The following is a 22424-nucleotide window of genomic DNA, read 5'->3' as shown; positions in this document are numbered from 1 at the left end:
CACAGGGTTTAACTAAAAAAGAACAAACAACTTGAAAAAAATGATGTTAGCCGCATGGTTTGCGGTGCTGTGTCCGTTTTACGTATTGGCACAGTTTGGTATTTCGGGAAAAATTACCGAAAGTGAAAAAGGCAATGCATTAGCAGGAGCAACAATTAGAATTAAACAGAACGGAAACGTTGCGATTGCCGATAAATCGGGTAATTACAGTTTCAAGAAACTTTCAACAGGAAACTATACTTTACAAGTAAGTTTTGTTGGTTTTGAAACGCAGGAAAAAAATATCCGTTTAGAAACAGATAAGGAATTTAACTTTAATCTGAAAACATTGGCCCTTTTAGGAGAAGAAGTAGTTGTAAGTACAACCCGAGCAGGAAATAAAGCAGCAGCTACTTTTAAGGATATCGATAAAGAAACCATTTCCAAAAATAATTTTGGACAAGATCTGCCCTTTATTTTGAATAATACACCGGGAGTTGTGGTAACTTCTGATGCCGGTGCGGGCGTAGGTTATACAGGCATACGTTTGAGAGGAAGCGATGCTACCAGAGTAAATGTAACTATTAACGGAATTCCTTATAACGATAGCGAGAGTCAGGGTACATTCTGGGTTAATATGCCCGATTTTGCTTCGTCTGTAGATAACATACAAATCCAAAGAGGCGTGGGCACCTCAACTAATGGTGCCGGAGCTTTCGGCGGTAGTTTAAACATACAGACTACAGCTAGTGAACCAGAAGCCTATGCTGAATTAAATAACACATACGGCTCATATAACACCTGGAAAAATACCGTAAAAATAGGTACGGGTTTAATTCAAAATAAATGGAGTTTTGATGGTAGGCTCTCAAGAATAAAATCAGATGGTTTTATAGACAGGTCATCATCCAATCTTAAATCTTATTTTTTGTCGGGAGCTTATCATGGTAAAAATGACCTGCTAAGAGTTAATGTTTTTGGTGGTAGTGAAAAAACCTATCAGGCTTGGAATGGTGTGCCAGAAGCTAAATTAAGAAATGATAAAGCTGCATTATTAACACATTATTTAAATAATAAAGGGCAGTTGTATTTTACCAAAGAGGATTCACTTAATCTTTTTGATGCAAATAACCGTACTTATAACCAATTCCTTTATAAAGATCAGACGGATAACTATCAGCAAAACCATTATCAGGCGTTATATGCTCGGTCTTTTTCTGAACATTTTTCATTTAATGGGGCATTACATTATACTACGGGTAAAGGATATTACGAAGAATATAAAAACAGTCAGAAATTCTCTAAATATGGTTTAGACAATGTGCTTATCAATGGCACTACTATATCTAAAACAGACCTCATCAGAAGACGCTGGCTGGATAATAATTTCTACGGTTTTACTTACGGATTTAACTATACGCCAAAAAGTAATATTCAATTTACATTGGCAGGAGGGTATAACCAATATAGAGGGAAACACTTTGGACAGGTAATCTGGGCAAAATTTGCAAGCAACGGAGATAATGATAAACATTATTATGATAACAAAGCCAACAAAGATGATTTTAATACTTATCTGAAAGTGAACTATAGTCCGTTGGCATCATTAAACTTATTCGCCGACTTACAATACCGTTATATTAATTATAATATCTTAGGTACGGATAAAAACATTAACCAACTTGATTTAAAAGATCAACTCAATTTTTTTAATCCTAAGATAGGAGCAAGCTATTTTATCAATCCTAATTCAAGTTTTTATGCTTCTTTTAGTGTAGCGAATAAAGAACCGAGTAGGGACGATTATGTTAATGCAGAGGTGGGTAGATTGCCAAAATCAGAACGATTAAATGATTTGGAGACTGGTTACCGTTTAAAAACAGAAGCTTTTACTTTAGGTGCTAACTTATATGGAATGTGGTATAAAGATCAGCTGGTGGTTACAGGTAAAGTGAATGATGTGGGCGAATATTATCGCCAGAATGTTGATGCCAGTTACCGATTAGGTATTGAAATGGATGCCAGTTATACTTTTTCCAAACGTTTTTCTGTGCTGGCTAACGCAGCCTTTAGTAAAAATAAGATAAGGAACTTTATAGAATATATTGATGATTATGATAACGGCGGGCAGGTAGAGAATAAATATAAAAATGTAGATATTTCCTTTTCTCCAAATGCTGTGGTAGCAGGTGAGTTGGTATTTACACCTGTAAATGCTTTTGCATTAAGCTGGCAGAGTAAATATGTAGGCAAACAATATTTAGATAACACACAGAACGATAAAAAGAAGTTAGATGGATATTTAACCAATAACATACGTTTGGCTTATAACTGGCAGCTAAAGGCTGTTAAAAACATCAATGTAGCGGTATTAGTAAATAATGTATTTAACAAGAAATATGAGAGTAACGGTTATACCTACAGCTATTATGCCGGCGGGTTAGTTACAGAGAATTTCTATTTTCCGCAAGCAGGTACAAATTTCTTGCTGAACGTTAATTTGAGATTTTAATCTACCTATGATTAAAATAGAAGGGGCTTCAATTTGAAGCCCCTTCTTGTTTGATATCTTTTTATTAAACCTTGATAATAATATTTCTTTTATACATAATCCAGAGAATTACATACCAGAATAATATAAAAACAATGGCATAAGCAAGTGAAGCATTGATAGGTGAAAAATAAGGAACAAAAAATGTTTTGTAGAAATACGCCAATGCGCCAATCTGCTTGCCATCAGGCTGATCAAACTTTATCATATTTAATACCCGGGGCATTAATCCCGAGAGGAAAAATACCGTAATGGCATTTACACCGTAAACCACAAAAGGAGTGGTAAATTTTTTGTATTGATTAATATCAATCAGCCAATAACTAGCTGATAAAAACATGGTAGCTAACCCTCCGGTGTACAATACATATGAACTGGTCCATAACGATTTATTGATCGGAAATTGTAAATCCCAGATTAGTCCTGCTATAGCAGCTAAAAAACCTACAGTAAATAACCATGAAATTTTAGTTGCAGGCTCTATATCTTTACGTTTTAAATAAACACCTACCAATACACCAAATAAAGCAGTGGCTATAGCCGGAAGCGTACTTAATAAGCCTTCAGGGTCCCATGTTTTAGCCGCTTTCCATAAATGGGCTTCAGTTAATACAGTACGATCTACCCAGGCAGCCAAATTGGTTTCTTTCTCTAAATTGGCAGGTCCTACTCCTGGTACAGGAACAAAAGTCATTAAGGCCCAATAAACTACCAATAAAGCAATCATTGCACGTAAAATGTTCTTTTCAGACATTTTAATAAAGATTATCGTAGCAAAAATAAATACGACTGATATGCGTTGCAGGACACCTGGAATACGCACAGTTTTTAAAGATTCTAAAAAAGAAAAGTCTGCAAAATTACGAGGAAACATAGCCAGGATAAAACCTAACAGATATAACGTGATAGACCTTTTTAATGCTTTTAATATGATCTGTTTATGAGTAGTTTTATCTGATTTTTTTGAACCCATAGCATAAGCTATAGATACACCCACAATAAAAAGGAAGAAAGGAAAAACCAGGTCTGTTGGTGTACAGCCATTCCAGGCAGCGTGTTCTAAAGGAGGGTAAATATGGGCCCAGCTTCCCGGGTTATTTACCAATATCATAGCTGCAACAGTAAGACCTCTAAAAAAATCCAGAGATAACAACCTCTGAGGTTTGGATGTCATAAAAAAATCTCCTATAAATAGTTCAAAAACTAAATATAGGAGATAATTTTTTAAAGTAAGTAATTTTAATAACGGTAACGAACAAATGCTTCCATAGCCTCATAATCGGCAAGGCCTAGGTCGTCGTATATTTTTGCTGTTTCACGGTTTCTGTCCTCCGCACGTTTCCAGAATTCTCTTGAGTCATCTCCAGGAAACACTGCTCTGTCTTTTTGTGACTGATGTTTGAAAATAGCCATTTTTTTACGTTCAACTTCCTGAGGGCTAAGAGGTACAGCCATTTCAATCTCGTACGGTTCAAACTCTAACCACGCCCCTCTGTACATCCATAACCAGCAATCATTTACCCAGCTTTCTGTTTTTTGCAGGCGTCTTAATGCTTCTACAATAATATTAAAGCAGATAATATGTGTGCCGTGTGGATCTTCAAAATCTCCTGCAGCAAAAACCTGCTGAGGTTTTACTTTCTGTAAAAGCTCCATTGTGAGCTCAATGTCTTTATCTGTTACTGGGTTTTTAGTTACTTTACCACTTTCATAGAATGGCAATGCCATAAAGTGTATGTGATCATCAGGTAAACCACAATAACGAGCTCCTGCAATAGCTTCTCCCTTTCTGATCAATCCTTTTACCGCCTTTAATTCATCGGTATCAACCTGGTTAGGTTTTTTATTAGCAATAAAATTTCTCATTTCGTTATAGGTCTTTCTCATTTCTGTTTGGTCAAAACCCATTTTTTCTGAGAAATCTATATTAAACTCCACAAATCTAAGTGCGTCGTCATCCCATACAGCTGTATTACCTGAGGTCTGGTAAGCTACGTGCACATCATGATGCTGATCTACCAAACGAATAAAAGTGCCTCCCATAGAAATCACATCATCATCTGGATGTGGAGAAAAAATGATAGACCGTTTTTTTGCAGGCATGGCTCTTTCGGGACGTTGGCTGTCGTCAGCATTAGGTTTACCTCCCGGCCATCCGGTAATGGTATGCTGTAAATGGTTAAAAATCTGTATGTTGATGTTGTAAACAGGCCCCTGCTCTGTAGCTAGCTGAGCCATACCATTGTTGTTGAAATCGTCTTCCGTTAACTTTAAGATAGGTTTTCTTAATTTTCTGGCCAACCAAATTACGGCTTTACGCTTGAGCTCTTCTGTCCAGGTACAATCTTTTACCAGCCAAGGCGTATCAAATCGGGTTAGTGAGCACGCGGCATCCTCATCAAGAATAAATTCAACGTTATCTGAAAGCTGTAAATAAGTTGCCGGGACATCACTTGAAATTTCTCCTTCAACGGCTTTCTTAATAATAGGAGCTTTTTTCTTGTTCCAGGCCATTAATACAATCTCCCTGGCTTTGAAAATGGTACCAATACCCATAGTAATGGCTTTGGTTGGTACATTAGATTTACCTCCAAAATCTCTGGCGGCATCTCTTCTTGTTAAATCATCCAAAGTAACCAAGCGAGTTCCAGAATTAGGTGCAGAGCCGGGTTCATTGAAACCTATGTGACCAGTTCTACCTATACCTAATATTTGAATATCTAATCCTCCATAACTTTCTATTTTATTTTCATACGCTAAACAGTAAGCCTGAATATCATCAAGAGCTAAAGTACCATCTGGTATATGGATATTGTTTTTATCAATGTCAATATGATTAAACAAATGATCATTCATAAAAGTAACATAGCTTTGATCAGCATTAGGTTGCATCGGATAATACTCATCCAGATTAAAGGTAACCACATTTTTAAAGCTTAGCCCTTCTTCTTTGTGCAATCTTACCAGTTCAGCGTAAACTGCAATAGGAGTTGCACCGGTAGCTAAACCTAAAACTGCATTCTCATTCTTTTCCTGCTTTTCTCTAATCAGATCAGCAATACGGTGAGCAACATGTAAAGAAGCTTCTTTAGGATTTTTAAATATCGTTACAGGAAGTTTTTCGAACCTCGTTTCTTCTAAGAGATTTAATCGTGCCATTAATCTTATTTTAAATTAAACGGAGCAGTAAATATATATAATGTTGTGCCGAAAAAAAAACGTATAATTAACCCGGCAATGAAGTTTCTGGATAAAAAGTGCATTTAAGTGCATTTAAAACAATAGATTGCTTTTTTAATTTTTTTAAAAAGTTTATAACCCTAGTGTTTCTGGATACTTCTCAAGAAAAATCATATGTTAAATCAAATTGCATCGCTTTATCATAAAGCACAGAAAAAAGAGAAACTGATTATCGGCTTAATGTCGGGTACTTCAATGGATGGCTTAGATATTGCATTATGTTCATTTAGGGGTTCTGGGGCTTCTACACAAATCAGATTACTTGAGTTTAAAACAGCTAATTATACAGATTTGTTCAGACAACGGGTAAAATCTATTTTCTCTAAACAAATGGTAGATATGCAAATGATCTGCATCATGAATGAAGAAGTAGCCATTACACATGCTGAACTGATTAATGATGCCATTAAAGATTGGGGCTATCAAAATGAAGACATTGATTTTATTGCTAGCCATGGGCAAACTGTCTTTCATGCACCTAAATCATTACATAGAATTACCGACCTGCCAAATGCAACACTGCAAATAGGCGATGGAGACCATATTGCTGTGAAAACGGGAATTTTTACGGTTGCCGATTTCAGGCAAAAACATATTGCTGCAGGTGGTGAGGGCGCCCCATTAGCTGTATATGGTGATTATCTGATTTTTTCAAAAAAAGGAGAAAATCGCATCATGTTAAATATTGGCGGGATCGCCAATTATACTTTTTTACCTGGAGATTTAGATTCTTCGAAAGTCTTCTCAACAGATGTTGGGCCAGGAAATACCTTGATGGATCAGTACATGCAAAGTCATTTTGAAGGATTGTATTACGATAAAGATGCTGCTGTTGCAAGACAAGGGCAGCTAAACCAATCATTATTAGAAGCACTTATGCAAAATGCTTTTTTTGATGCCGCTTTCCCTAAAACGACGGGGCCTGAGTTGTTTAGCCTAGAATACCTAAGCAATGCTCAGATCAGTAGTAATACAGAAAATCTGAGCAAAGAAGATATTATGGCTACGTTGGTGCATTTTTCTGCCGCTACTACTGCCAGTGCTATTTTACGCGAAACCTATCAATGGGATTCATTCACTATATATATAAGCGGAGGAGGTATGCACAACCCCTATTTAATCGAATTGCTTAAGCAGTTAATCCCCAACGCCGTTTTTAAAACTACAAAAGACCTAGAAATAAATCCCGATGCCAAAGAAGCCGTATTATTTGCATTGTTGGCAAACGAAACAATTTCTGGCAATTCAACGGTTGATCTTGGTGGCAAAGAAGGTGTGCCTTCTGTTTTTATGGGTAAAATATGTTTACCTAAATAATTGACTTTAAGTACAAATTAAATTTATATAATCTCTAAATCTTTAGATCTATAAAGATTTAGTCTTGGGTCATCGGCATCCAACTCTGTAATAAGATACTGAATACTTTCTAAAGAAGATACTTTTAACCTGAAAGTTGTATTTAGTTTCTCTGATATACACAAAACAGCTGCTTTTCTTGCTGAATTGAGCATAGTCTTTTTTAATTGATTGATTTCCCAATCGGTATCAGTTAAGCCATCAACTGGATGTAGTGCACTGGTGCCTAGCAAACAAAGATCTGCTTTAATATCTTTTAGCTGGTTAATTACGTGTCCCCCGTAAGTAACTTGCGAGTTTTTAGAAAATAAGCCCCCAATTAGTATAACTTCAATCCTACTGAATTTAGCTAATTCTACTGCTACAAGTGGGCTAATGGTAAAGAAAGTAGCCTCCAGATGTTGAGGTAGTTGCTTAACCATCTCAATGATCGTTGTACCACCCCCCGTTAAGACAACAGCACCATCTTTAATTAAATGCAAAGCTTTCTTGGCGATGGCAATTTTCACATCTTTGGCATAAACACTGCTATCATCAAATGATGATTGATAAGATCTTGAAAGTGCTCCTCCATGAACCTTATATAAAAGATTCTCGTTAGCCATTTCCTGCAAATCTCTCCTCACGGTATCTTCCGATACATTTAATAAATGAACTAAATCAGAGGTAAGCACCCTGTTATGAAGATTGATCAATCTCATTATGGCATCTTGTCTTTCTTTTTTTAGCATAAACAGATTAATTATTTGGTTAAATTCTGATAAATGTATGCAGGTTTTTGCGTTTTTAAAAATTGATAATCTCTTTTTTGTAAAAAAATGTTAAATTATTTGCTTGTATAAATAAAAAACATTTTTGATATTTACTTTAAATAAGGGATTTTGCGGCTTTATGCAGTCTTATTTTTAGAGAATCTAATAATTATTATTAACCAAATTCATGTTTATGAACAAAAAACTACTCATGTTTTTTTTCGGGATGCTGATATTTGCTTTGCAAAGTTTTGCGCAGCAAGTTACTGTAACCGGAAAAGTTACGGGGGCTGAGGATGGGTTGCCTATACCTGGTGCTTCTGTTAAAATTAAAGGAAAGAGCGTTAGTACGCAGACAGGAACAGACGGGAAGTATTCTATCAAGGCAGATAAGGGAGATATTCTCCAATTTATATAATTGGGGATTAATTTTTACTGCTGATGATTTATAAAATCAATCATTAAAAAACTAACAAAACTTAAGTTTATGAAAAAAAGACTACTCATAATGCTTTTCGGCATTTTCGTGCTTGTTGCTCAGGCGTTAGCCCAACAAACTACGGTTACCGGAAAAGTTTTTGATGAAGACCGATTGCCATTGCCTGGAGCATCTGTAAGAGTCAAGGGACAGGCAACGGCCGTATCTACTTCAAGTGATGGATACTATAGTATCAAGGCGTCTGTTGGCCAGACGTTGGTTTTTTCTTTTGTAGGAACTATTACTCAAGAAATAACTATTAAAACTCAAGTCATTGATGTGGTTTTAAAATCAGACGCTAATCAGCTATCTGAAGTTAAAATTACTGGAGCTATGGGTATCAAAGAAGAAAAAAGAGCTCTTGGAGCCTCAAGCCAATCTATAAAAGGATCGGAGGTTGCACAAACTCAAAGAGAAAACTTTATTAATGGCCTTCAAGGGAGAGTTGCTGGTTTAACCATAAATAGTACTTCGGGCGCTCCGGGCGCATCAAGCTCTATTATTCTTCGTGGTATAAGCTCTATTAATAGTAGCAATCAACCCCTAATCGTGATCGACGGTATTCCTTCTGATAATAATACCTTCGCTACAGGTGAATTGGCATCAAGTGGAGTAACGGCAACATCTTTTGAAAACAGAGGAGTTGACTTTACAAACCGTTCATCAGATTTTAGCCCAGAAGATATTGAAGATATTACTGTTTTAAAAGGCCCAGAAGCCGCAGCTCTTTATGGTATTGATGCTGCAAATGGAGCCATTATTATTACCACAAAAAGAGGTAAAGCCGGAGAAGGAAGGATTAACTACAGTAATGCATTCAAAATTAATCATGTTACTAAAGAACCCGAGGTGCAAAGGGTATATGGGCCAGGTTCAAGCGGTTTGGATGATGAGACTTATGCTTATTTTGGGTCAAAATATAGAGAGGGCACTCAGTTCTATGATAACATTTCTAATTTCTTCCAAACATCTTTGACGCAAAAACATAACTTGTCATTTGAAGGAGGAGCAGATAAGGCTACCTATAGAATTTCATCAACCTATAATAACCAAAAAGATGTAGTTCCGAATGCTGGATATGATCGTTTTACCTTAAATGGAGCTTCAACAGCTAAAGTTAATAACTGGTTTAATGTTGATTTATCGTTGACTTACAGTTACTCTAAGAACGATAAAGTTTTTAAAGGTGCTGGAGGTCCCCTAATTGGGCTGTTAATGTGGCCCGCTACAGATGATGCTTCAAATTATTTAACTCCCGGAGGCTTAAGGAGAAAAATCTTTACAGGTATAAGCTATGCTAATGAGATAGATAACCCTTATTTCAGTATCAATAAAAACAATTTATATGATATAAATAATCGGGTGTTTGCAGCCACTAGTTTAGTAATTACACCGATTAAAGACTTGTCTTTTACAACCAGAGTGGGATTTGATGTGGGTACTTTTGAGAGCATGACCTTTCAACATCCAGAATCAGCAGCTGCATATACAAGAAAGGGAGCTTTAAACCAGGTTACTAGAACTTCCCAAAACTTAAACATCAATAGTTTTGTAAGGTACTCTAAAAAAATTATACCTAAATTAAGCTTCAATGTTTTAGGTGGAGCAGAGATTAAAACTGAGGAGTCTAATGCATTGTCTACCTATGGTGAAAAATTCTTGGAACCAAATTTTGAGTCAATAAATAATACAGATGGGTTATCAAGAAAAGTATTAACTACAAAATACCAAAGAAGAGTTGCATCTATATATGGTCAGGTCCAATTTAATTATGACAAAATTCTTTATGTAACCGCAACAGGAAGGAATGATTGGACTTCAACCTTACCTGTTCAAAACAATTCTTTCTTTTATCCTTCTTTATCAACAAGTTTAAACTTTACAGATATTAAAGCTTTATCTGGAATTAAGAAAGTATTGAACTATGGTAAATTGAAAGCAAGTATTGCACAGGTGGGTCGTGATGCAAGGGCGTATAAAATCTATCCGGCATTACAGTTTGAGGATAACTCAGTTGGTGGTTACCGTTACGGCTTTACAGGGCCAAACTTTGGATTAAAACCGGAAATGGCAACTTCATACGAATTTGGTACTGAATTATCATTCTTAAATAGTAGGATTAATGTAGAGTTTGCTTATTACAAAAAGAAAACAGAAGACCAGATTGTAAGAGATATCAGAGCAAGTTATGCTACTGGATTTGTGTTAACAGATATGAATGGTGGTGTTACACAAAATCATGGTTATGAAACTTTGCTAACAGTAAAGCCCATTATGAAGCGAGACTTTACATGGAATGTTATTGCTAATTTTGATATTTCAAGGTCTAAAGTTGTTTCATTGCCTCGTGATTTACCTGAATCTTACAACTCAGATACATGGTTATATAAAGATATAAGAAAATCGGCAAGGCCAGGAAGTTCATTAACTGCCTTTTCAGGAAAATTCTATCTAAGAAATGATGCTGGAGATATCTTAATTGATCCAGCAAGTGGTTTACCTTATCGTAACCAGGACTTCGTATTAAATGGTACAGATACTTGGCCGAAATGGACTTTGGGTTTAACCAATGAATTCTCTTTTAAAGATTTCAGATTATCCTTCTTGCTTGATTTTAGAAAAGGAGGAGATGTATTAAATGCTACAGAACATTATTTAACGCAAAAAGGTTTAGCCATGAGAACGCTTGATCGAGAAACTCCAAGAGTAATCAAAGGAGTATTAAGAGATGGTAAAGAAAATACAGCTAATCCAACCGTAAATAATATTGTGGTAAACCCATTCTTTGATAGTAGATATTATAGTAATATAAGTGAAGAACTATTTATAGAAAGGAATATAAATTGGATTAGGTTAAGAGATGTTACATTGTCATATGCAATACCAAGTAAAGTATTGGCAAGACAGAAATTCTTTAAATCGGCCTCAGCATTCATTACTGCTACAGATGTATTTCTGATTACAAATTATTCAGGAGCAGATCCTATTGCTAATGGTAATAATGCAGCTACTGTTGGTGCGGGAGGTATGGGTATTGATTATGGTAATTTCCCAATTTCTACAGGAATTAATATTGGTGTTAGAATTGGATTATAATATTATTTTTTAGAAAATATGAAAAAGACTTTTGCAAAAATATTATTGATAGCTACTATTTTAGCCAGTACAGGCTGTAAAAAATGGTTAGATGTAAATAAAAACCCTAATGCTCCCGATGTGGTAGCACCAAATCTTTATTTGGGACCAATGATGACCAGTTTTGTTTTTTCACAACAAATAGATGGTCGTTATACTGGTAAATATGCTCAATTCTGGTCGCAGAATTCAAGTAATGATACTTGGGACAGGCATGGTTATCTTTTTACAACTGCTGACTATGCTGCTGAACAGTGGCGTACCGTCTATTGGTTAATGGGTTATAACCTCATCGATATGATGACTCTTTCTGAACAACAGCAGAGATGGGATTTGTTGGGAATAGGATACGTATTAAAGGCATGGGGTTGGTTAAATTTAACTACGTTTCATGGTGAATTAATCATTAAACAGGCTTTCGATACAAGCCTTAAAACTTTTGATTATGATTCGCAGGAAGTGGTTTATGATGAGATCATTAGATTACTTAATTTAGCTATAGATAATCTCAAGAAAACGGACGGTAAAGTAGATGCTGCTTTTATCGGAACAGCAGATAATGTTTACAATGGCAACAGAGAAAAATGGTTAAAACTGGCTTATGGCTTAAAAGCAATGGCTTTAAACCATCTTTCAAATAAAACAGGAAAATATAAACCGGATGAGGTTATTACTGCTGTAGATAACTCATTTACAAGTAATGCTGATGATGCTAAATTCAAGTTTAGCGGAGTTGCTAATGGATCTAAGAATTATTTAAGTCCTGATCGCGATAACTTTACATTAGTTCGTCATACCAACTTTTTCTTGAATTTATTGAATGGTAATCAAAATGGGGGCGTAACAGACCCTCGTTTAAGTAGATTGATCTTTAAATCAACTGATGGAGGATACTATGGCATTAACCCTACTTATGGGACAACTGGACTAACAGCCAATCAGATTCCTAAAACGATATGGGGTACTACGGTATCAGGGATTGATTTGCCAGGAAACTATGTTTTTAATGCAAAATCGAGCTTTCCTTTATTGACTTATGCCCAGCTTCAATTTATAAAAGCAGAGGCAGCATTCTTAAAAGGTGATAAGGTTGTTGCATTGGATGCATATAAAAAGGGTATCTCTGCACATATGGATTTTGTAAATACGGCTAATGCAGAGTCGGCTAACCCGGGTGTTACTCCAATCAGTGCTACAGAGAAAAATGACTTTTTAGCATCTGCCGCTGTCCCTACTGATCCTAATAATCTTAAACTTGGGGATATTATGACACAAAAATTTATTGCGCAATGGGGTTGGGCTTTTAACGAAGCCTGGACAGATTTACGCCGTTACCATTATACAGATTTAGAGCCTGGGAGTTCCGTTAATCAGGTCTTCAGAGGATTTGCCATTCCTGAAGCCAGTAAATTATTTGAGGCAAACGAAGGAAATCCTGTTTATAGAGTAAGACCAAGATACAATTCAGAATGGATATGGAACCTAGAGTCGTTAAAGAAATTAGGGGGAGATAAATTAAGTTATCATACTAAATTAATGTGGATTTTTGAAAAAAATTGATAATATGAAAAAGTTAAAGATCATAGTAACTGCTTTAAGTATATTCTCGATAACATGCTTTATAGGATGTGAGAAAAATGCCGTAGAAGATATTACGGTTCCATATAATGGAGCTTTATTTAAGTTTTATAATTTTGCATTATCAAGCCCTACTGTAAATGCTTATGCAAATAATACTAAGTTTACAGCCATAGCTTCATTAACAGGTACTGAAAGTGCTGCGGGTACTTCTGCTGGTGGTGTTGCTCCAGCACGAGGATATTCTTTAGTTCAAGCAGGATCAAATATTGTTTTTAGAGTGGTTACTCCAAGTACAATGGCAGCTAGTGCTACTACCGGTTTTGGTCCTAATTTAGAAATAGCATCGGTAACGGCATCAATAGAAGATGGGAAAAACTATAGCTTTTATGCAAGTGGTGTTTTTAACAAAACTACTCAAAAAGCAGATTGCTTTATTATAGAAGATAAGTTACCTCAGCCAGATTCTTCTGCAAGTTACATCAGATTAGTAAATCCTGGTCATAATACAAGTACATTATCTTTAGAAATCACCAGAACATTTAAATTGCCTGATGGTTCTACGGCAACAGAAGTAACTACTCCTATTACAGGGGTGGCATACAAAGCTGCATCTCCCTTTGTAAAAGTTGCTCCAGGTAGTTACACTTTAAAACTTACCGATCAGGCAACAGGTAAATCAGTTACCCGTGCGGCGACCGGTTTTGCTAAAAATAGAGTATATACCTTTACGTTAAGGGGAGACCTTATTAGTGGTGTAGCTAGTAGCCCAACATTATTCTTAGACTTTACGGAGAACCGATAAATGATTAAAGCCCATCAATTTTGTTTGATGGGCTTTTTTATTAAATTTGCTCAATAAATAATCATCATGGCAACCTTTACACTTACACCCGAAACCTGGAAAAGAGTTCAAGTCAAATTCTTAAGAAAGTATCGTGAGCTGGCAGCAGTTGATCTGGTTTTCACGTCCGGACAGGAAGACCAGCTGGTTCAAAGGCTGGCTAAGCTGGTAAACCGTGACCGTAATTATATAGAATTCACTATACGTAAAGCTCTGGCAGATCCAACTGGCAACAGACTTTAGGTAAGAGTTTAAACAAATTTCTTAAATTTACTTTTCCGGATAACACAAATGTGTTTGAAAATTCAGCATCTCATGAGAAAAGTAAATAAAATCATTATCCTCATAGGCATATTATCTATAAGCTTTGCCTTCAAAGAAGATCTTTTTCAGGTATCTAAAAACCTAGATATTTTTGCGTCAGTTTACAAAGAAGTGAGCATCAACTATGTAGAAGATTCTAATCCTGCTGGATTGATGAAAACAGGTATAGATGCCATGTTGAATAGTCTTGATCCTTATACCGAATATGTTCCCGAATCGGAAATAGAAAATTATAAACTTAAATATGTAAGTACCCAATACGGTGGTATTGGAGCAGGTACGCTGGTAATAGATGGTAAACTATTTATCAATGAAGTTACGGAAGGAAATCCGGCGCATAAAGGCGATGTGCGACCGGGAGACCAGATTGTTAAAATTAACGGAATAGAGGTAAAAGATAAAGACCGGGCAGAAGTTAGCCAGCTTTTACGCGGGCCCAAAGGAACGCAAGTTTCATTGGTTTTGGTTAGAGATGGGGCAGTAGTTAATAAAACCCTTACCCGCGAAGAAATTAAACAACCTAACGTTTCTTATTCTGGTATGCTTGATAATCAGATTGGTTACATTAAACTGGATAAATTTTTAGAAAATTCAGGCCAAGAAGTTAAGGACGCACTGGAAAAGATCAACAAGCAAAATCCTAAAGGACTGATTCTAGATTTACGCAATAACGGAGGAGGTATCTTGCAGGAAGCAGTTAAGATTGTGAATCTTTTTGTAGATAAAAACGTATTAGCTGTAATACAAAAGGGGCGTAATCCCGAAAAATCTGTCAATTATTATACACAAAATATACCTTTGGCTCCCCAAACCCCTTTGATTGTACTGGTAAATAGAGGTTCTGCTTCTGCATCAGAAATTGTGGCTGGTGCTTTGCAAGATCTCGATAGAGCTGTTATAGTAGGTCAGATCAGCTTTGGAAAAGGGTTGGTTCAGCAAACCTTTAATCTTCCATACAACAGCTTGGTAAAGGTTACGGTGGCAAAATATTACACACCATCTGGAAGATGCATACAGGCCTTAGATTATGCGCATAAAAAGAAAGATGGAACAGCAAATAAGTTTGCGGATTCGACATTAAAGCCGTTCAAAACCAAAGCAGGACGAACTGTTTATGATGGCAATGGCATATATCCTGATGTTATAGTAGAACAAGATAAACTGAGCCCGGTTACAATTTCTCTTATCACTAAAAATCTGTTTTTTGATTATGCAAACAATTTCAGAAAGAACAATAAAGAAATTGGCGCTGCTAATAAATTCCAGCTTTCAGATGTAGCGTATACCCAGTTTGTAAATACAGTTGCGAGTAAAAACTATAGTTATACCTTAAATACCGAACGTTTGTTAACGACCCTAAAAGAAGAAGCTGAGAAAGAGAATAAACTGGCTTTGGTAAAAGCAGATATAGAAGATTTGAAGGCAAAGATTGGCCAAGCCAAAAAAACAGATTTAACTACCCATAAAGACGAAATAAAACGAATGCTTGAGACTCAGATTATCTCACGTTATTATTTTGAGCGGGGAAAGATAGAGCAATCTTTTCAGTATGATAAAGAGCTCATAAAAGCAAAATCTATTTTAGCTAACGGGCAACAGATGCTGGCTATTTTAAAAGGAGACGGAACTTATAAGAATATAGGAAGTCCTATTCTGAAAATAGATTAAAAAATTAAAAAGGCCAAGATTACTCATCTTGGCCTTTTTATATAGTAAGTTAGATAATTTAATTATCCATAGCGTGCAAACGAACCCTTAAGCCATCATGTTCAGGGCTTAATTGTATTTGACAAGCCAATCTCGAGTTTGGTAATAAATCAGGCAGGGTATCTAACATGGCATATTCATCATCGCTCATTTCATTGAGTTTCTCCTCACCCTCCATTACATCTACGCAACAAGTTGCGCAAAGAGCCATACCTCCGCAGGTAGCTAAAATATCATATTCGCTGGCTTTTAAAAACTCCATTAAGCTTAAGCCCATGTCAGTAGGGGCAGTTAGAGTGGCGGTATTGCCTTCTCTGTCTTCAACGTGTATGGTAATATCTGTTGCCATATTTTATTAAAACTCGCTAATACCGTTTACGGTAGTGTATTTCATGGTGTATTTTATGCCTGGGTTCATGTATTGGTATGCGCTGTGGCTCATCAATGCCGCTTCGTGGAAACCACACAAAATTAACTTTAATTTATTGGTGTAAGTATTGATGTCGCCAATAGCATAAATACCAGGGATATTCGTAGAATAATCGTCAGTATTTACTTCGATAGCACTTTTGCTGATGTTTAACCCCCAGTTCTCAATAGGACCTAACTTAGGGCTTAATCCAAACAATGGAATAAGGTGGTCTGTTTCAATGGTAGTGGTTTCCATAGTCTTATTGTGGATTACCTCTACCGTTTCTAATTTACCTTCACCAGAAACAGCATTTAAATTGCTGTTCAATAGTAAATTTATTTTTCCCGAAGCAGCTAACTCCATTACTTTATTTACAGAGTCAGGGGCGCCTCTAAAACTCTCACTACGGTGTATCAGAGTAAGTTCTTCTACTACATCAGCTAAGAAGATCGTCCAGTCTAAAGCAGAGTCTCCTCCACCGGCAATCACCATTTTCTGTCCGCGATATTTTTCAGGATCCAAGATCATATAATTAACACCACGGCCATTTTCAAAGTGTTCTAAACCAGCTACTGCAGGTTTACGGGGCTCAAAGCAGCCCAATCCACCAGCAATTACCACAACTTTGGCTTCTATAACAGTCCCCATGTTTGTTGTAAGCACAAAATCTGCCTCGCCACGTTTTTCCAGCCCTTCAATACGTTCGCCTAAAGTAAAACCAGGATGAAACGGTTTGGCCTGTTCCATCAGGTTGTCAATAAGCTCCTGTGCTAAAACCGATGGAAAACCCGGTATATCGTAAATAGGCTTTTTAGGGTAGATTTCTGATAACTGGCCACCAACCTGAGGTAAATAATCAATTAAATGACAACGCATTTTTAATAATCCGGCTTCGAAAATCGCAAATAAACCCACCGGACCAGCGCCAATAATGGCTATATCAGTTGAAATCATATTTTAAAATTTGGGCAAAAATACAAAATTAACTTATAAATGCATTTGCTTATTTAGAAGAATTCTATATAGATGACAATAAAAGGACGAAAAGATTAAGACTGCGGCAAGGTCTCCTAAACAATATCATCTTGGCTGAATAAAGATAGCGTTATCATTTTTACTATCTTTGACAGAGATGAGAGATAAAATATATTTTGCCTCCGATTTTCATTTGGGTTCTCCAGATTTTGAGACTAGCCGTGAACGAGAAAACCGCATTGTACGCTGGTTAAATTTTATTGAGCCAGATTGCAGCGAACTTTTTTTAATGGGTGATGTATTTGATTTTTGGTTTGAATATAAATATGTAGTGCCCAAAGGATTTACCCGGCTCTTGGGTAAGCTTGCTCAAATGAGTGATTCTGGCGTAAAGATCTATTTCTTTAAAGGGAACCACGATATGTGGGTTAAAGATTATTTCGTAAAAGAACTTGGAATGCAAATTATAAGTGATGAGATGATCATCGTGCGTAATGGCAAACAGATTTATTTGCACCATGGAGATGGTTTAGGCCCTGGAGATTTAAAATATAAATTTCTGAGAAAGATATTTAGAAATTCTTTTTGTCAATGGCTATTTGGTATGCTGCCTCCACGTATAGGTATGGGCATAGCCAACAAATGGTCAACACATAGTAGGGCAGCTAATAATAACGATGAAGTGTTTTTAGGCGAAGAAAAGGAATGGCTTGCCATCTATGCAAAAGAATTACTGCAAAAAGAGCATTATGATTATTTTGTTTTTGGGCACAGACATTTACCACTTACCATAAAATTAAACGAATATAGTACTTATGTCAATATTGGCGAGTGGCTTAAATACAATTCATATGCTGTATTTGATGGAAAGAATTTAACCCTTACTTATTTTGAAAAATAAACACAGGATATGTTAATGGTTGATAAAAAAAGAAATTGGTATAAGTATCTGCTTGGTACATTTATATCCCTGTTGCTTTTCTCTAATATCTCTTTTTCCCAGCAAAAACCAATTGCTATAATAGATACTCCTGCAAAGGCTGTCTTTATAGATAACTTAGATGCTGTTTACTTATTAACCCCAAAAGACGAATTGCTGAAATATGATGCAAAGGGAGCATTAAAATGGCGCTACGGCGATAACAGATACGGTAAGGTAAAAAGTGTTGATGTTACAGACCCTTTACGTATTATTGTCTTTTATGCTGATTTTCAGCAGGTGGTGGTTTTAAATAATAACCTGAGCCAAATACTAACCTATTCTTTTGCATATAACAGCAGTTTATTGGTTTCGGCAATAGCCACTGCCGATAATAATGCATGTTGGATCTTTGAAACAACCAGCAATAGCTTGATTAAGCTGAGTAGCGATTTTAGTGAAAATACACGTTCAGCTAATTTTTATCAGTTATTTGACGAATTGGTTTTTCCCAAAAAACTTCTGGTAGCCAATCAGCATATTTATTTACAGAAACCTAATAATGAGATATTAATTTTTGATGGTTTTGGTGCTTTTTTAAAATCTTTGAATCTGGAAGGTCTAACGGATTTTGGTATACGTAATGGTAAATTAACCTATATGGCTGGGAAAAAACTTCACCTCTATGATTTAAACAGCCAAAATGTAACTACAGCATATTTACCAGTAGATGTTGAAATAAAGCAGATAGCGCTTGGCAATAAAATAATTGCGGCATTAACCGAAAAAGGCGTATTTTTGTCCCCTGCAAATTAATACCTTAAATATAAAGGTGCATTATTTTTTGTATGAATGGGTTTTGACTAAAAAAGATGATGTTTTTTTAAGCTCAAACCAAATCCGTTAATAATGCACATAAATAGATTTTCTGAATAAAAACATATGTTAGATAAGTTAGAAGCCATAAAGCTGCGCTGGGAAGATGTGGAAGAGCAATTAAGTAATCCTGATGTAATACAGGATATGAAGCGTTTTGCAGCTTTAAATAAAGAGTATAAAGACCTCACCAAAATTGTAGAAGAATACAAAATCTACAAGAATGTAATGAGTAATATAGATGCCAATAAAGAGATCTTAAGCAACGAGAAAGATCAGGAGCTGCGAGAAATGGCTAAAGAAGAGCTTGACATTTTATTGGTTAAGCAGGAAGAAATGGAAGCCGCTATACGTTTAATGCTGATTCCGAAGGATCCTGAAGATGCTAAAAATGCTGTTTTTGAGATAAGAGGCGGTACTGGAGGTGATGAAGCTGCACTTTTTGCAGGCGATTTATATCGTATGTACACCCGTTTTTTTGAAACTAAAGGCTGGCGTACCGAAGTTATGGATGTGACAGAAGGCACGGCAGGAGGTTACAAAGAGGTAATCTTAAAAGTAAGTGGTGAGGATGTTTATGGACAATTAAAGTACGAGAGCGGTGTACATCGTGTACAGCGAGTTCCTGATACCGAAACTCAAGGACGTGTGCATACATCGGCAGCATCTGTAGCTGTACTACCAGAAGCTGAGGAAGTGGATGTATACATTAATCCTGCAGATATTGAATTGCAAACTTCACGTTCTGGTGGAGCTGGCGGTCAGAACGTAAATAAGGTAGAAACAAAAGTTCAGCTTACCCATAAGCCTTCTGGAATTGTGGTTGTTTGTCAGGTTGAACGTTCACAGTTAGCAAACAGAGAACTGGCTATGGAAATGTTGCGCTCTAAATTATACGATCTTGAGGTACAAAAGAAACATGGGGATATAGCCGCGAAACGTAAAACGATGGTATCAACGGGAGATAGGTCTGCTAAGATCAGGACATATAACTATCCGCAAGGGAGAGTAACAGATCACCGTATAGGTTTAACCCTGTATAATTTAGGAAATATTATGGATGGTGATATACAGGAGCTAATAGATGCGCTGCAATTTGCCGAAAATGCAGAAAAAATGAAAGAAGGAGCAGTAAACTAAAAATTGCTTTTTAAACAGCTTTGAAATATTCTTTCTGCAAATCAGTAAGTTATAAAAAAGTTAAAAAAAATATTGCAAATAAAAAATAACAAGCTATATTTGCAATCCCAAACCGATAGAGATTATCTTTAAAGGTTGAGAGGTCTGGTAGTTCAGCTGGTTAGAATGCCGCCCTGTCACGGCGGAGGTCGCGGGTTCGAGTCCCGTCCAGACCGCAAAATAAAAGCCTTACAGCATACTATGCTGTAAGGCTTTTTGCTTCAAGACTATTGACTTCTGCCTTTTGCTCATACATTTTGTAATAGCGGAATAATTATTCCAAAAACGTGGCATTCGGGCATTTTTTTCTACAATCTTTAACAAGATCAACCTCTACAAACTATGCTATTTCCAATTAAACAAAATGGTTTTAAAATTGATATATGTTATACAACTCACTGTTAACGGGTAAAAACAGAGAGGGTGCCTATTACTCTTGATGGGTAAAACATAAACACAATAGGTTTAACGAATGCAAGCACTCGTGGTATCGCCCATTGCGATAATTAGACTTATTTGCTTATGGCATTTGAGGTACAGATCATGTGTGTGAACAAAACAACTAAACCGGACCCTCACAAAAGAATAAGTAGTATTGGAGGTGAACATAAGGGAAAGAAATGGCATATTTCTGTTGAAACAGCTATTAGAGGAATAGAAGCAGGTCATTGGGAGTTTTATACGCTTGTTAACGATCAGAAAAGATACGTTGAAATAGCTGTTTCTACTCAGGGGAACAAATATTTGGCTACCAGTGACAGCGCAGATACTTTAGACCTTATAGGTTTGGAAAATTGTACAGTACATGATTAAACTTAACCTGACCCCGGAGAAATCCGGGGTTTATTTTTGAGGGTTTAATCCAAAGGGTATTTTAATCTAAAAGAGTTATTTGATTTCCGATTTATTTCTAAGCTCTTCAAATTTTTTCAAATCAAAAGCAGATAGTTTGTCTTCTCCTATTGCTTTATAGATTACACTGCGATTTTGATAATATTCTGCTACCTCAGGGTCTAATACAATAGCTTGTGTTAAATCCTTAAGAGCCAAATTGTACTCTTTTAAATTTCCATATACTATGCCTCTGTAAAAATAGGCAATTGCATATTTGGGGTCTAATTCTATAGCTTTAGAAAGACTGTTTAATGCAAGCTTAAGGTCGTTAACATCTTTGCTTTCTGTATACCAGACCATATAAGTTCTTCCTACCAAAGAATGGGAAGAGGCTGCATAATTGGGGTTGACATCAATTGCTTTGTTAAATTCCTGTAAAGCCAGTTCATATTGTTTTTTATTGTAGTATTCAATTCCTTTGTTTTGCAATATTACGGTCTCTAAGCCAATATCAAGTTTGCTTTTGCTGGTGTTCTGATTTTGATCAGAAATATTCGATTTACCTTTGTAAATACCATTTTCAAAAAAACCTTCATCTGTTTTACCATTTGCATGTACGTATTTTCCATAGCCTGTTAGGAGATTGTTCTTAAAATCGCCCTCGTAACTATCCCCGCTCCATTGAGTATTTCTGCCCCATATCAGCTTACCTTTGCCTGTCCTGTTTCCATTCTGATAATCGCCCATATAAACGGTTCCGTCGGTCCAGGTCATTTTGCCTTTTCCGTTTGTTTGGCCGTTTATAAACTCACCTTCATAAATACTACCATCAGGCCAGGTATATTTGCCCGTTCCAGTTCTGGTACCATTTTTAATATCGCCCTCATAAATGCTTCCAGTGCTCCATATTATTTTCCCTTTTCCGTTAAGATCATTGTCTTTCCAGTAACCTTTATAATTGTACTTAAGGCTTGAAGAGGCTTCACCATAACCATTAGCTTTACCATTGCTTACTTCTCCATTATAATAAATAGTATCCTTTGGATTAGCTGCTCTTGTGAACTCTAATTTTTGCCATTTGGCTTTCGGACTAATATAAGAGCGTACTTTATTCTTTTGTTGAGCCTGTAAAATAATAATAGGACCAATCATAAAAAATAGGATAATTAAAACCTTTTTCATCATTGTAAATGCAGATGTTAATACAATAAATAATCTGAATATACTCAAATTCGGTTGATTGCACAATTCCAAAATATTAAAAACCAAATAGTTGTAAGAGATG

At 36.1% G+C, this 22424-nt stretch carries 18 protein-coding genes and 1 tRNA gene; 13 read left to right on the top strand and 6 right to left on the bottom strand.

All coding sequences use genetic code 11. The annotated features are described in order from the left end of the window. The first annotated feature begins 40 nt into the window (after positions 1-40). Positions 41-2491 carry a TonB-dependent receptor gene (locus tag ACLHG9_RS07755; protein WP_410220926.1) on the top strand — a complete coding sequence of 817 codons (2451 nt, stop codon included), beginning with the start codon at positions 41-43 and terminating at the stop codon, positions 2489-2491. 64 nt (positions 2492-2555) lie between these two features. On the opposite strand, the gene ACLHG9_RS07750 is transcribed toward ACLHG9_RS07755, so the two are convergent. Next, positions 2556-3704 carry an acyltransferase family protein gene (locus tag ACLHG9_RS07750; protein WP_410220925.1) on the bottom strand — a complete coding sequence of 383 codons (1149 nt, stop codon included), beginning with the start codon at positions 3702-3704 and terminating at the stop codon, positions 2556-2558. A 65-nt stretch (positions 3705-3769) separates the two neighbouring features. After that, positions 3770-5689, bottom strand: coding sequence for a glucosamine-6-phosphate deaminase (gene nagB / locus ACLHG9_RS07745; RefSeq protein WP_410220924.1), 1920 nt, complete (start codon positions 5687-5689; stop codon positions 3770-3772). Positions 5690-5884: 195 nt separating this feature from the next. On the opposite strand from nagB, the gene ACLHG9_RS07740 reads away from it, so the two are divergent. Continuing rightward, positions 5885-7087, top strand: coding sequence for an anhydro-N-acetylmuramic acid kinase (locus ACLHG9_RS07740; protein WP_410220923.1), 1203 nt, complete (start codon positions 5885-5887; stop codon positions 7085-7087). 23 nt (positions 7088-7110) lie between these two features. On the opposite strand, the gene ACLHG9_RS07735 is transcribed toward ACLHG9_RS07740, so the two are convergent. Continuing rightward, positions 7111-7857: a DeoR/GlpR family DNA-binding transcription regulator gene (locus ACLHG9_RS07735; RefSeq protein WP_410220922.1), complete on the bottom strand. Its 747-nt coding sequence runs from the start codon at positions 7855-7857 to the stop codon at positions 7111-7113. A 214-nt stretch (positions 7858-8071) separates the two neighbouring features. On the opposite strand from ACLHG9_RS07735, the gene ACLHG9_RS07730 reads away from it, so the two are divergent. The 6 genes from ACLHG9_RS07730 to ACLHG9_RS07705 all read left to right on the top strand — a co-directional run bounded on the left by ACLHG9_RS07730 (position 8072) and on the right by ACLHG9_RS07705 (position 15905). Further along, positions 8072-8296 carry a carboxypeptidase-like regulatory domain-containing protein gene (locus ACLHG9_RS07730; protein ID WP_410220921.1) on the top strand — a complete coding sequence of 75 codons (225 nt, stop codon included), beginning with the start codon at positions 8072-8074 and terminating at the stop codon, positions 8294-8296. A 69-nt stretch (positions 8297-8365) separates the two neighbouring features. After that, on the top strand, positions 8366-11452 hold the full coding sequence (locus ACLHG9_RS07725) for a SusC/RagA family TonB-linked outer membrane protein (RefSeq protein ID WP_410220920.1): 3087 nt from the start codon (positions 8366-8368) through the stop codon (positions 11450-11452). An 18-nt stretch (positions 11453-11470) separates the two neighbouring features. Then, complete coding sequence (locus ACLHG9_RS07720) at positions 11471-13051, top strand: SusD/RagB family nutrient-binding outer membrane lipoprotein (RefSeq protein WP_410220919.1); 1581 nt, start codon at positions 11471-11473, stop codon at positions 13049-13051. 4 nt (positions 13052-13055) lie between these two features. Further along, entirely contained in the window at positions 13056-13874 is an 819-nt protein-coding gene (locus ACLHG9_RS07715) for a hypothetical protein (protein WP_410220918.1), read from the top strand. 66 nt (positions 13875-13940) lie between these two features. After that, complete coding sequence (locus ACLHG9_RS07710) at positions 13941-14156, top strand: hypothetical protein (protein ID WP_410220917.1); 216 nt, start codon at positions 13941-13943, stop codon at positions 14154-14156. 72 nt (positions 14157-14228) lie between these two features. Then, positions 14229-15905, top strand: a complete 1677-nt coding sequence (locus ACLHG9_RS07705) for a S41 family peptidase (RefSeq protein ID WP_410220916.1) — start codon at positions 14229-14231, stop codon at positions 15903-15905. Between the two features lie 58 nt (positions 15906-15963). Here the strand turns inward: ACLHG9_RS07705 and ACLHG9_RS07700 are convergent, their stop codons facing one another. Beyond that, positions 15964-16293 (bottom strand): 2Fe-2S iron-sulfur cluster-binding protein, encoded by a 330-nt coding sequence (locus ACLHG9_RS07700; protein ID WP_410220915.1) that lies wholly within the window; start codon positions 16291-16293, stop codon positions 15964-15966. Positions 16294-16299: 6 nt separating this feature from the next. Beyond that, positions 16300-17310, bottom strand: a complete 1011-nt coding sequence (locus ACLHG9_RS07695; RefSeq protein WP_410220914.1) for an NAD(P)/FAD-dependent oxidoreductase — start codon at positions 17308-17310, stop codon at positions 16300-16302. Between the two features lie 178 nt (positions 17311-17488). On the opposite strand from ACLHG9_RS07695, the gene ACLHG9_RS07690 reads away from it, so the two are divergent. The 5 genes from ACLHG9_RS07690 to ACLHG9_RS07670 all read left to right on the top strand — a co-directional run bounded on the left by ACLHG9_RS07690 (position 17489) and on the right by ACLHG9_RS07670 (position 21118). Next, positions 17489-18232, top strand: a complete 744-nt coding sequence (locus ACLHG9_RS07690) for a UDP-2,3-diacylglucosamine diphosphatase (protein ID WP_410220913.1) — start codon at positions 17489-17491, stop codon at positions 18230-18232. A 15-nt stretch (positions 18233-18247) separates the two neighbouring features. Then, a complete protein-coding gene (locus ACLHG9_RS07685) occupies positions 18248-19066 on the top strand; it encodes a hypothetical protein (RefSeq protein WP_410220912.1) in 819 nt (272 codons plus the stop codon). A gap of 126 nt (positions 19067-19192) precedes the next feature. After that, entirely contained in the window at positions 19193-20266 is a 1074-nt protein-coding gene (gene prfA / locus ACLHG9_RS07680) for a peptide chain release factor 1 (RefSeq protein ID WP_410220911.1), read from the top strand. A gap of 141 nt (positions 20267-20407) precedes the next feature. Further along, positions 20408-20481 (top strand) — tRNA-Asp (locus ACLHG9_RS07675). A gap of 346 nt (positions 20482-20827) precedes the next feature. After that, a complete protein-coding gene (locus tag ACLHG9_RS07670) occupies positions 20828-21118 on the top strand; it encodes a DUF3892 domain-containing protein (protein ID WP_410220910.1) in 291 nt (96 codons plus the stop codon). Between the two features lie 75 nt (positions 21119-21193). On the opposite strand, the gene ACLHG9_RS07665 is transcribed toward ACLHG9_RS07670, so the two are convergent. Further along, complete coding sequence (locus ACLHG9_RS07665) at positions 21194-22324, bottom strand: tetratricopeptide repeat protein (RefSeq protein WP_410220909.1); 1131 nt, start codon at positions 22322-22324, stop codon at positions 21194-21196. Positions 22325-22424: the final 100 nt, after the last annotated feature.

Origin of the sequence: Pedobacter sp., from assembly GCF_046462515.1 — a bacterium.
Lineage (GTDB): Bacteria > Bacteroidota > Bacteroidia > Sphingobacteriales > Sphingobacteriaceae > Pedobacter.
The sequence above is the reverse complement of the archived record's forward strand: the minus strand, read 5'-3'. Positions and strand labels throughout refer to the sequence as shown.

What these genes read in the sequence shown, in the direction of transcription:
- ACLHG9_RS07755 (WP_410220926.1), top strand. Translation starts at nt 41, where the DNA reads ATGATGTTAGCCGCATGGTTTGCGGTGCTGTGTCCGTTTTACGTATTG.
- ACLHG9_RS07750 (WP_410220925.1), bottom strand. Translation starts at nt 3,704, where the DNA reads ATGACATCCAAACCTCAGAGGTTGTTATCTCTGGATTTTTTTAGAGGT.
- nagB (WP_410220924.1), bottom strand. Translation starts at nt 5,689, where the DNA reads ATGGCACGATTAAATCTCTTAGAAGAAACGAGGTTCGAAAAACTTCCT.
- ACLHG9_RS07740 (WP_410220923.1), top strand. Translation starts at nt 5,885, where the DNA reads ATGTTAAATCAAATTGCATCGCTTTATCATAAAGCACAGAAAAAAGAG.
- ACLHG9_RS07735 (WP_410220922.1), bottom strand. Translation starts at nt 7,857, where the DNA reads ATGCTAAAAAAAGAAAGACAAGATGCCATAATGAGATTGATCAATCTT.
- ACLHG9_RS07730 (WP_410220921.1), top strand. Translation starts at nt 8,072, where the DNA reads ATGAACAAAAAACTACTCATGTTTTTTTTCGGGATGCTGATATTTGCT.
- ACLHG9_RS07725 (WP_410220920.1), top strand. Translation starts at nt 8,366, where the DNA reads ATGAAAAAAAGACTACTCATAATGCTTTTCGGCATTTTCGTGCTTGTT.
- ACLHG9_RS07720 (WP_410220919.1), top strand. Translation starts at nt 11,471, where the DNA reads ATGAAAAAGACTTTTGCAAAAATATTATTGATAGCTACTATTTTAGCC.
- ACLHG9_RS07715 (WP_410220918.1), top strand. Translation starts at nt 13,056, where the DNA reads ATGAAAAAGTTAAAGATCATAGTAACTGCTTTAAGTATATTCTCGATA.
- ACLHG9_RS07710 (WP_410220917.1), top strand. Translation starts at nt 13,941, where the DNA reads ATGGCAACCTTTACACTTACACCCGAAACCTGGAAAAGAGTTCAAGTC.
- ACLHG9_RS07705 (WP_410220916.1), top strand. Translation starts at nt 14,229, where the DNA reads ATGAGAAAAGTAAATAAAATCATTATCCTCATAGGCATATTATCTATA.
- ACLHG9_RS07700 (WP_410220915.1), bottom strand. Translation starts at nt 16,293, where the DNA reads ATGGCAACAGATATTACCATACACGTTGAAGACAGAGAAGGCAATACC.
- ACLHG9_RS07695 (WP_410220914.1), bottom strand. Translation starts at nt 17,310, where the DNA reads ATGATTTCAACTGATATAGCCATTATTGGCGCTGGTCCGGTGGGTTTA.
- ACLHG9_RS07690 (WP_410220913.1), top strand. Translation starts at nt 17,489, where the DNA reads ATGAGAGATAAAATATATTTTGCCTCCGATTTTCATTTGGGTTCTCCA.
- ACLHG9_RS07685 (WP_410220912.1), top strand. Translation starts at nt 18,248, where the DNA reads ATGGTTGATAAAAAAAGAAATTGGTATAAGTATCTGCTTGGTACATTT.
- prfA (WP_410220911.1), top strand. Translation starts at nt 19,193, where the DNA reads ATGTTAGATAAGTTAGAAGCCATAAAGCTGCGCTGGGAAGATGTGGAA.
- ACLHG9_RS07670 (WP_410220910.1), top strand. Translation starts at nt 20,828, where the DNA reads ATGGCATTTGAGGTACAGATCATGTGTGTGAACAAAACAACTAAACCG.
- ACLHG9_RS07665 (WP_410220909.1), bottom strand. Translation starts at nt 22,324, where the DNA reads ATGATGAAAAAGGTTTTAATTATCCTATTTTTTATGATTGGTCCTATT.